Raw genomic sequence first — 9,832 nt, 5'->3', positions numbered from 1 at the left:
CAGATGGAAGGTGGCTGGGCTTCGACCTACCTGATCGACCAGTCCAAGACCCGCCTCGAGCGCCTGGGCTTCTTCAAGGAAGTCAACGTCGAGACGCCGGCCGTACCGGGCGTCGATGACCAGGTCGACGTGAACTACAGCGTCGAGGAGCAGGCTTCCGGCTCGATCACCGCCAGTGTCGGTTTCGCCCAGAGCGCCGGCTTGATCCTCGGTGGCTCGATCACCCAGAACAACTTCCTGGGTACCGGTAACAAGGTCAGCATCGGCTTGACCCGCAGTGAGTACCAGACCCGCTACAACTTCGGCTTCGTGGACCCCTACTGGACTGCCGACGGTGTGAGCCTGGGCTACAACGCCTTCTATCGCACCACCGACTATGACGAGCTCGATTCCGATATCTCCAGCTACGCGGTGGACAGCTACGGTGTCGGCGCCAACGTGGGCTACCCGATCAGCGAGACTTCGCGCCTGACGTTCGGCCTGACTGCCCAGCAGGACAAGATCAACACCGGTCGCTACACCGTCGACGAGATCTTCGATTTCGTTAACAAGGAAGGCGACAGCTACCTGAACTTCAAGGCGTCCGCCGGCTGGTCCGAGTCGACCCTGAACAAAGGTGTGTTGGCGACCCGTGGCCATTCCCAGAGCCTGGTGTTCGAAACCACCACTCCTGGCAGCGACCTGTCGTTCTTCAAGCTCGACTACCGTGGCCAGTTGTTCCAGCCGCTGTCTGATAACTACACCATGCGCCTGCACACTGAACTGGGCTATGGTGACGGCTACGGTTCGACCGATGGCCTGCCGTTCTACGAGAACTACTACGCCGGCGGTTTCAACTCGGTACGTGGCTTCAAGGACAGTACCCTGGGCCCGCGCAGTACGCCGAGCCAGGGCAACAATCCAGGCACCATTCGTGACCCGGATCAGGATCCGCTTCCGTTCGGTGGCAACGTGCTGATCCAGGGTGGCCTCGAGGTCCTGTTCCCGATGCCGTTCGTCAAGGACCAGCGTTCCCTGCGTACCTCGGTATTCTGGGACGTGGGTAACGTGTTCGATTCGAGTTGCAGTGACACCACCAACGCCAACGGCACCAGGTCCAACACACAGTGCAACGACATCAGCCTGAGCAACATGGCCAGTTCCGTTGGTGTGGGCGTGACCTGGGTCACCGCGCTGGGTCCATTGAGTTTCGCGCTGGCAATGCCGATCAAGAAACCGGATGACGCTGAAACCCAAGTGTTCCAATTCTCCCTCGGCCAGACGTTCTAAGTATCTGGCCCAAGATAACGACAATGGATTTTGTAGGAGTACATCGTGCGTAAGTTGACTCAATTGGTTCTCCTGGCGACCGTACTGGTCGCAGGTCCGGCTTTTGCCGACATGAAGATCGCCGTGCTGAATTATCAGATGGCCTTGCTGGAGTCCGACGCGGCGAAGAAATACGCCGTGGATGCGGAGAAAAAGTTCGGCCCGCAACTGACCAAGCTCAAGGGCCTGGAAAGCAGCGCCAAGGGCATCCAGGATCGTCTGGTAGCCGGTGGCGACAAGATGGCCCAGGGCGAGCGCGAGCGTCTGGAGCTTGAATTCAAGCAAAAGGCCCGTGACTTCCAGTTCCAGTCCAAGGAGCTGAACGAAGCGAAAGCCGTTGCTGACCGCGAAATGCTCAAGCAACTCAAGCCGAAACTCGACAGCGCCGTGGAAGAAGTCATCAAGAAAGGTGGTTTTGACCTGGTGTTCGAGCGTGGCGCAGTGATCGATGTCAAACCTCAATACGACATCACGCGCCAGGTGATCGAGCGCATGAATCAGCTGAAGTAATCCATGACAGCGACTATCAAGCTCGGCCAATTGGCCGAGTTCCTCGGCGCCATCCTGCGTGGCGACCCGGAGAAGGCAATTACTGGGCTAGCCACTTTGCAAGAGGCTGGCCCAGCTCAGTTGAGCTTTCTGGCAAATCCCCAATACCGCAAGTACCTGGCCGACAGCCGGGCTGCCGCGCTGTTGCTCAAGGCCGCTGATGCCGATGGGTTTGCCGGCGATGCCCTGATCGTGCCCGATCCGTACCTGGCGTATGCACGAATCTCCCACCTGTTCGATCCCAAGCCCAAGTCGGCTGCTGGTATTCATCCCAGCGCAGTGATTGCGGCGGATGCCGTGGTCGATCCCACGGCCAGCGTCGGTCCGTTCGTGGTCATCGAAAGCGCGGCCCGAATCGGTGCCGGCGTTACGCTGGGCGCCCATTGTGTCATCGGCGCGCGCAGCGAGATCGGCGAAGGCGGCTGGCTGGCACCACGGGTCACCCTGTACCACGATGTGCGCATCGGCAAGCGGGTCGTGATTCAGTCCGGCGCAGTGCTGGGCGGTGAAGGGTTCGGTTTCGCCAACGAAAAAGGCATCTGGCAAAAGATCGCCCAGATTGGTGGCGTCACCGTTGGCGATGATGTGGAGATCGGCGTCAACACCGCGATCGACCGTGGTGCCCTGGCCGACACGGTCATCGGTAATGGCGTCAAGCTCGACAACCAGATCCAGATCGCCCACAACGTCCAGGTCGGTGATCACACCGCCATGGCGGCCTGCGTGGGCATCTCCGGCAGCACCAGGATCGGCAAGCACTGCATGCTCGCCGGTGGCGTGGGGTTGGTGGGGCATATCGATATCTGTGACAACGTGTTCCTGACCGGGATGACCATGGTGACCCACTCGATTACCGAGCCGGGTGCCTATTCTTCCGGTACGGCCATGCAACCGGCAGCCGAATGGCGCAAGAGCGCGGCCCGTATCCGCCAGCTCGATGACATCGCGCGGCGCCTCAAGCAGGTGGAAAAGCGTGTAGGGGACGTGACCCCTGGCGGTAATGCTTCATCAGATGGCTGATACCATTTCCATATCAAGTGTGCACAGCCGTTAGGGCTTCTTGATTTGCTAGCGGAGTGCGCGTCACTCGTGCGCTCCCAATCTTTACATAGGCTTCCCCCCGAAATGATGGACATCAACGAGATTCGCGAATACCTGCCTCACCGTTACCCGTTCCTGCTGGTGGATCGGGTGGTGGACCTGGACGTTGAAGGCAAGCGCATTCGCGCCTACAAGAATGTCAGCATCAACGAGCCGTTCTTCAATGGCCACTTCCCCGCGCATCCGATCATGCCGGGCGTGCTGATCATCGAGGCAATGGCTCAGGCTGCCGGGATCCTTGGTTTCAAAATGCTCGACGTAAAGCCTGCCGACGGCACGCTCTATTACTTCGTCGGTTCCGACAAGCTGCGTTTCCGCCAGCCGGTCACCCCGGGCGATCAGTTGATCCTCGAAGCCAAGTTCATCAGTTGCAAGCGCCAGATCTGGAAATTCGAATGCCAGGCTTCGGTCGACGGCAAGCCAGTCTGCTCCGCTGAAATCATCTGTGCGGAACGCAAGCTATGAGTTTGATTGACCCTCGCGCAATCATCGATCCGACGGCCGTCCTGGCCGCCGATGTCGAGGTCGGCCCGTGGTCGATTGTCGGCGCAGGTGTGGAAATCGGCGAGGGTACGGTGATCGGTCCCCACGTAGTGCTCAAGGGCCCGACCCGGATTGGTCGTCACAATCGCATCTACCAGTTTTCTTCGGTAGGCGAGGATACGCCCGATCTCAAATACAAAGGTGAAGAGACCCGTCTGGTCATCGGCGATCACAACGTGATCCGTGAAGGCGTGACGATTCACCGTGGCACCGTTCAGGACCGCTCCGAAACGACCCTGGGCGACCACAACCTGATCATGGCCTATGCGCACATCGGCCATGACAGCGTGATCGGCAACCATTGCATCCTGGTCAACAACACCGCGCTGGCCGGCCATGTGCACGTGGATGATTGGGCGATCCTGTCCGGGTTCACCCTGGTGCACCAGTATTGCCATATCGGCGCCCATAGCTTCTCTGGCATGGGCACGGCCATTGGCAAGGACGTCCCGGCCTATGTCACGGTGTTCGGTAACCCGGCCGAAGCCCGAAGCATGAACTTCGAAGGCATGCGTCGCCGTGGTTTCAGCGAAGAGGCTATTACGGCGCTGCGTCGTGCCTACAAGGTCGTGTATCGCCAGGGCCTGACGGTCGAGCAGGCGCTCGCCGAATTGGCCGAGGCCTCGACGCAGTACCCGGAAGTCGCGATCTTCCGCGACTCCATCCAGTCTTCGACCCGCGGCATCACTCGCTGACCATGGCTAACTTGCGTGTTGCACTGGTGGCGGGAGAGGCTTCCGGTGACATTCTGGGCGCCGGTCTGATGCGGGCGCTCAAGGCGCAGCATCCGGCGGTCGAATTCATCGGTGTCGGCGGGCCGTTGATGGAGGCCGAGGGGCTGACGTCCTATTTTCCGATGGAGCGTTTGTCGGTCATGGGGCTGGTGGAAGTGCTCGGTCGCCTGCGCGAGCTGCTGGCCCGACGCAAGAAGCTGATCCAGACCCTGGTCGATGAAAAGCCGGATGTGTTCATCGGCATCGATGCCCCGGATTTCACCCTCAATATCGAACTCAAGTTGCGTCAGGCCGGGATCAAGACCGTGCACTACGTCAGCCCGTCGGTCTGGGCCTGGCGGCAGAAGCGGGTGCTGAAGATTCGCGAAGGCTGCGACCTGATGTTGACGTTGCTGCCGTTCGAAGCCCGGTTCTACGAAGAGAAGGGCGTACCGGTGCGGTTCGTCGGGCACACCCTGGCCGATACCATTCCCCTGGAAGCCGACCGCGATGCGGCTCGCCAGGCGTTGGGCCTGCCCGAAGGGCCTCTGGTGGCCTTGATGCCCGGCAGTCGGGGCGGCGAGGTGAGTCGCCTGGGTGGCTTGTTCTTTGACGCCGCCGAACGCCTTCGGGCGCTGCGCCCAGGTGTGCGTTTTGTCTTGCCGTGTGCCAGTGCGCAGCGCCGGGCTCAGCTGGAAGCGCTGCTGGTCGGTCGCGATTTGCCGGTGACGTTGCTCGACGGCCGTTCCCATGAAGCGTTGGCGGCTTGCGATGCGGTGTTGATTGCCTCCGGTACTGCTACCCTTGAGGCATTGTTGTATAAACGCCCGATGGTGGTCGCCTATCGCCTGGCACCGCTGACGTTCTGGATTCTCAAGCGCATGGTCAAGAGTCCCTACGTTTCCTTGCCGAACCTGTTGGCCCAGCGCCTGTTGGTGCCGGAGCTGCTGCAGGACGAAGCGACCGCCGAGGCGTTGGCCAACACGCTGTCGCCCTTGCTCGACGGCGGTGAGGAGCAGACCCGGGGCTTTGACGAAATCCACCGTACCCTGCGTCGCGATGCCTCCAACCAGGCCGCAGACGCAGTACTGACCCTGATCGGCGCAAAACCATGAGTAACTCGAAGCTACAGATGGGCCTGGACTTCAACCTGGTTGCCGAAGTGGAAGAGCTGGTGGCCGGTGTCGATGAGGTGGGGCGTGGCCCATTGTGCGGCGCAGTGGTGACGGCGGCGGTGATTCTCGACCCGAAGCGGCCGATCCTTGGCCTCAACGATTCGAAGAAACTCACTGAGGCTCGTCGGGAAAAACTCTACGACGAGATCTGCGAGAAAGCCCTGAGCTGGTGCATCGCCCGGGCCGAAGTCGAAGAAATCGATGAACTCAATATCCTGCACGCCACCATGCTCGCCATGCAGCGTGCCGTGCAGGGGCTGCATATCACGCCGAAGCTGGCGATGATCGATGGCAATCGCTGCCCGAAACTGTCGATGCGCGCCGAAGCGGTCATCCAGGGCGACGGCAAGGTGCCGGCCATCGCGGCGGCCTCGATCCTGGCAAAGGTTAGCCGCGATCGGGAAATGAGCGCCTTCGAGCTGATCTATCCGGGCTATGGCATCGGCAGTCACAAAGGCTATCCAACCCCCGTTCATCTGGAAGCCCTGGCGCGCCTGGGGCCAACGCCGATCCACCGGCGTTCGTTCGCGCCGGTGCGGCTGGCTTATGAAGCCCGTGATGGCTTGATCGTGAGTGGTCAGATTACGGTTTCTTGATGCAGGCTGTTTGTGGCGAGGGTATCCCCGCTGGGGCGCGAGGCGGCCCGAAAAGTCTGCCTGACACAACGAGTTCTCAAGATCCAGGGGCCGCTTCGCAGCCCAGCGGGGATAAATCCCCTCGCCACAAAAGTAGTGTGCATGTTTGCCTGGCAGGATGCTCATGGCTGATGTTTTACCCAAGGCCCGGTACAATCCGGGCCTTGTTGTTTTCATGACTTAACGCAGGATCACTATGCCGGCTTCATTCGTTCATCTACGCCTGCACACTGAATACTCCCTGGTCGACGGTCTGGTGCGGATCAAGCCCCTGGTCAAGACCCTGGTGGGCATGAACATGCCTGCCGTGGCGGTCACCGACCAGAACAACATGTGTTCGCTGGTCAAGTTCTACAAGGCCTCCATGGGTGCCGGGATCAAGCCGATCTGTGGGGCCGACCTGTGGCTGTCGAACAAGGACCCGGATGCCCCGCTGAGCCGTATCAGCCTGCTGGTGATGAACGCCGTGGGTTATCGCAACCTCACCGAGCTGATCTCCCGTGGCTTTATCGACGGCCAGCGCAATGGTTCGATCATCATCGAGCGCGAGTGGGTGGCCGAGGCCAGCGAAGGGCTGATCATGCTGTCGGCGGCCAAGGAAGGTGAAATCGGCCTGGCCCTGCTCAGTGGCAACCCCGAGGAAGCCGAGACCCTGGCCCGTGACTGGATGTCGGTGTTCCCGGACCGCTTCTACATCGAGGTGCAGCGCACCAATCGTCCCAACGACGAAGAGCACCTGCATGCCGCCGTGGCCCTGGCCGACAAGATCGGCGCGCCGCTGGTGGCGACCAACGACGTGCGCTTCATCAAGCAGGAAGACTTCGAGGCCCACGAAACCCGTGTCTGCATCGGTGAAGGTCGCGCCCTCGATGACCCGCGACGTCCAAAGAACTACAGCGACCAGCAATACCTCAAGAGCGCCGAGGAAATGGCCGAGTTGTTCAGCGACCTGCCCGAGGCGCTGGAAAACACCGTCGAGATCGCCAAGCGCTGCAACATCGAAGTGAAGCTGGGCAAGCACTTCCTGCCCAACTTCCCGATTCCCGATGGCATGACCATCGACGAGTATTTCCGCAAAGTGTCCTTCGACGGCCTGGAGGAACGCCTCAGCGTCCTGCTGCCCAAGGACACCACTGAAGATTATGAAGCCAAGCGCCAGGTCTATGTCGACCGCTTGAATTTCGAGCTGGATATCATCATCCAGATGGGGTTCCCCGGTTACTTCCTGATCGTGATGGACTTCATCCAGTGGGCCAAGAACAACGGCGTGCCGGTGGGCCCTGGCCGTGGGTCGGGCGCCGGGTCGCTGGTGGCCTACGTACAGAAGATCACCGACCTCGATCCGCTGGAATATGACCTGCTGTTCGAACGTTTCCTCAACCCGGAACGGGTGTCCATGCCCGACTTCGACGTCGACTTCTGCATGGACGGTCGCGACCGGGTGATCGACTACGTGGCCGAGAAATACGGTCGAAACGCGGTGAGCCAGATCATCACTTTCGGTTCCATGGCCGCCAAGGCTGTGGTGCGCGACGTGGCGCGGGTGCAGGGCAAGTCCTACGGTTTGGCGGATCGTCTGTCGAAGATGATCCCGTTCGAAGTCGGCATGACCCTGGAAAAAGCCTACGAGCAGGAAGAAATCCTGCGGGACTTCATCAAGGTCGATGAAGAAGCCGCGGAAATCTGGGAGATGGCGCGCAAGCTCGAAGGCGTGGTGCGTAACGTCGGCAAGCACGCCGGGGGCGTGGTGATCGCGCCGACCAAGCTGACGGACTTCTCGCCGATCTATTGCGACGAAGAGGGCGACGGCCTGGTGACCCAGTTCGACAAGGATGACGTCGAGGCGGCGGGCCTGGTGAAGTTCGACTTCCTCGGCCTGCGGACCCTGACCATCATCGACTGGGCCCTGAAGACCATCAACCGTGACCGGGCCAAGGTCGGCGAAGAGCCGCTGGACATCGCCTTCATCCCGCTGGATGACAAGCCGACCTACAGCCTGCTGCAAAAAGCCGAAACCACGGCGGTGTTCCAGCTTGAATCCCGGGGCATGAAAGAGCTGATCAAAAAGCTCAAGCCCGACTGCCTGGAAGACCTGATCGCACTTGTGGCCCTGTTCCGTCCGGGCCCGTTGCAGTCGGGCATGGTGGACGACTTCATCAACCGTAAGCACGGTCGCGCCGAACTGGCGTATCCGCATCCCGACTACCAGTACGACGGCCTCAAGCCGGTGCTGGCGCCGACCTACGGCATCATCCTGTACCAGGAACAGGTGATGCAGATTGCCCAGGTGATGGCCGGCTACACCCTCGGTGGCGCGGACATGCTGCGCCGAGCCATGGGTAAGAAAAAGCCCGAGGAAATGGCCAAGCAGCGTGGCGGTTTCATTGAAGGTTGCGCGAACAACGGTATCGATGCGGACCTGGCCGGTAACATCTTCGACCTGGTGGAAAAATTCGCCGGCTACGGCTTCAACAAATCCCACTCCGCCGCGTATGGCCTGGTGTCGTACCAGACCGCGTGGCTGAAGGCCCATTACCCCGCGCCGTTCATGGCCGCGGTACTGTCGGCGGATATGCACAACACCGACAAGGTCGTGACCTTGATCGAAGAAGTGCGGACCATGAAGCTGCGCCTCGACGCACCGGACGTGAACGCTTCGGAGTTCAAGTTCACGGTGAACGACGAAGGTCGCATCATCTACGGTCTCGGTGCGATCAAGGGCGTGGGCGAGGGCCCGGTGGAGGCCATCACCGAAGCGCGCCAGGACGGGCCGTTCAAGGACCTGTTCGATTTCTGCGCCCGGGTCGACCTCAAGCGCATCAACAAGCGCACCCTCGACGGTTTGATCCGCAGCGGGGCATTGGACCGCCTGGGGCCATACTTCCAGGATGAGCCCAAGGCCTACCAGGCTAACATCGACCGCAATCGCGCGGTGTTGCTGGCAGCCATGGAAGAAGCGATCAAGGCCGCCGAACAGACCGCCCGCACCCACGATAGCGGTCACGCCGACCTGTTTGGCGGGCTGTTCGTCGAAGAGGACGCCGATGTCTACGGCAACCATCGCAAGGCCAAGGAACTGACCCTCAAGGAACGCCTCAAGGGTGAGAAAGACACCTTGGGGCTGTACCTCACCGGGCACCCGATCGATGAATACGAAGGCGAGATCCGCCGCTTCGCCCGCCAGCGCATCATCGACCTCAAGCCGGCTCGCGATACGCAGACCGTCGCCGGCATGATCATCGCCCTGCGGGTGATGAAGAACAAAAAGGGCGACAAGATGGGCTTCATCACCCTCGACGACCGCTCCGGGCGCATCGAGGCTTCGTTGTTCGCCGATGCGTTCCACTCGGCGCAATCGCTGCTGCAGACCGACGCGATGGTGGTGGTGGAAGGCGAGGTCAGCAATGATGACTTTTCCGGTGGCCTGCGGCTGCGGGTCAAGCGGGTGATGAGCATGGAAGATGCCCGTACCAACCTGGCCGAGAGCCTGCGCCTGAAGTTGCAGACCCAGGATCTCAAGGGCGATCAGCTACGCTGGTTGGGCGAATTGTTCAAGCGCCATCGCGGTGCCTGCCCTATCACCATGGAGTACGTGCGCCCCGATGCCAAGGCTGTGCTGCAGTTCGGTGAGGGCTGGCGAATCGATCCGGCGGATGCGTTGATTCAAGCCTTGCGTGACCAGTTCGGCAAAGACAACGTCTTCCTCCAATACCGTTGACGGCCAGGGGCCATTCTTGAAACCGGAATGCCCCTGATCTCGACCCGAATTTTTAATCTCGACCTGAACGCGCCTCTCCCTTAAGGTAGG

At 60.8% G+C, this 9,832-nt stretch carries 8 protein-coding genes; all 8 read left to right on the top strand.

What is annotated here, in order from left to right; all coding sequences use genetic code 11:
* Nucleotides 1-1,269, top strand: a 1,269-nt coding sequence (bamA, locus tag DTP52_RS30630) for an outer membrane protein assembly factor BamA (RefSeq protein WP_109756637.1), incomplete at its 5' end; no start/stop codon positions are given.
* 45 nt (nucleotides 1,270-1,314) lie between these two features.
* Nucleotides 1,315-1,818, top strand: coding sequence for an OmpH family outer membrane protein (locus tag DTP52_RS30625; protein ID WP_003184901.1), 504 nt, complete (start codon nucleotides 1,315-1,317; stop codon nucleotides 1,816-1,818).
* Between the two features lie 3 nt (nucleotides 1,819-1,821).
* Entirely contained in the window at nucleotides 1,822-2,877 is a 1,056-nt protein-coding gene (lpxD, locus tag DTP52_RS30620) for a UDP-3-O-(3-hydroxymyristoyl)glucosamine N-acyltransferase (RefSeq protein ID WP_109756635.1), read from the top strand.
* Nucleotides 2,878-2,982: 105 nt separating this feature from the next.
* Nucleotides 2,983-3,423, top strand: a complete 441-nt coding sequence (fabZ, locus tag DTP52_RS30615) for a 3-hydroxyacyl-ACP dehydratase FabZ (RefSeq protein ID WP_003184897.1) — start codon at nucleotides 2,983-2,985, stop codon at nucleotides 3,421-3,423.
* Nucleotides 3,420-4,196 (top strand): acyl-ACP--UDP-N-acetylglucosamine O-acyltransferase, encoded by a 777-nt coding sequence (gene lpxA / locus DTP52_RS30610; protein ID WP_109756634.1) that lies wholly within the window; start codon nucleotides 3,420-3,422, stop codon nucleotides 4,194-4,196. Before fabZ ends, lpxA begins: the two co-directional genes overlap by 4 nt.
* Before the next feature lie 2 nt (nucleotides 4,197-4,198).
* Nucleotides 4,199-5,329: a lipid-A-disaccharide synthase gene (gene lpxB / locus DTP52_RS30605; RefSeq protein ID WP_109756633.1), complete on the top strand. Its 1,131-nt coding sequence runs from the start codon at nucleotides 4,199-4,201 to the stop codon at nucleotides 5,327-5,329.
* Nucleotides 5,326-5,985: a ribonuclease HII gene (gene rnhB, locus DTP52_RS30600; protein ID WP_109756632.1), complete on the top strand. Its 660-nt coding sequence runs from the start codon at nucleotides 5,326-5,328 to the stop codon at nucleotides 5,983-5,985. Before lpxB ends, rnhB begins: the two co-directional genes overlap by 4 nt.
* A gap of 235 nt (nucleotides 5,986-6,220) precedes the next feature.
* Complete coding sequence (gene dnaE, locus DTP52_RS30595) at nucleotides 6,221-9,742, top strand: DNA polymerase III subunit alpha (RefSeq protein ID WP_109756631.1); 3,522 nt, start codon at nucleotides 6,221-6,223, stop codon at nucleotides 9,740-9,742.
* The last annotated feature ends 90 nt before the right edge of the window (nucleotides 9,743-9,832 follow it).

The organism is Pseudomonas sp. 43mfcvi1.1, from assembly GCF_900115935.1.
In the GTDB taxonomy this organism is placed as follows: Bacteria; Pseudomonadota; Gammaproteobacteria; order Pseudomonadales; family Pseudomonadaceae; genus Aquipseudomonas; species Aquipseudomonas bijieensis.
Note: the sequence above shows the minus strand (reverse complement) of the source record. Positions and strands in the feature narration are given on the sequence as shown.

Excerpts from the sequence above, each read along its gene's own strand:
- lpxD (WP_109756635.1), top strand. The coding sequence starts at position 1,822 with ATGACAGCGACTATCAAGCTCGGCCAATTGGCCGAGTTCCTCGGCGCC.
- fabZ (WP_003184897.1), top strand. The coding sequence starts at position 2,983 with ATGATGGACATCAACGAGATTCGCGAATACCTGCCTCACCGTTACCCG.
- lpxA (WP_109756634.1), top strand. The coding sequence starts at position 3,420 with ATGAGTTTGATTGACCCTCGCGCAATCATCGATCCGACGGCCGTCCTG.
- lpxB (WP_109756633.1), top strand. The coding sequence starts at position 4,199 with ATGGCTAACTTGCGTGTTGCACTGGTGGCGGGAGAGGCTTCCGGTGAC.
- rnhB (WP_109756632.1), top strand. The coding sequence starts at position 5,326 with ATGAGTAACTCGAAGCTACAGATGGGCCTGGACTTCAACCTGGTTGCC.
- dnaE (WP_109756631.1), top strand. The coding sequence starts at position 6,221 with ATGCCGGCTTCATTCGTTCATCTACGCCTGCACACTGAATACTCCCTG.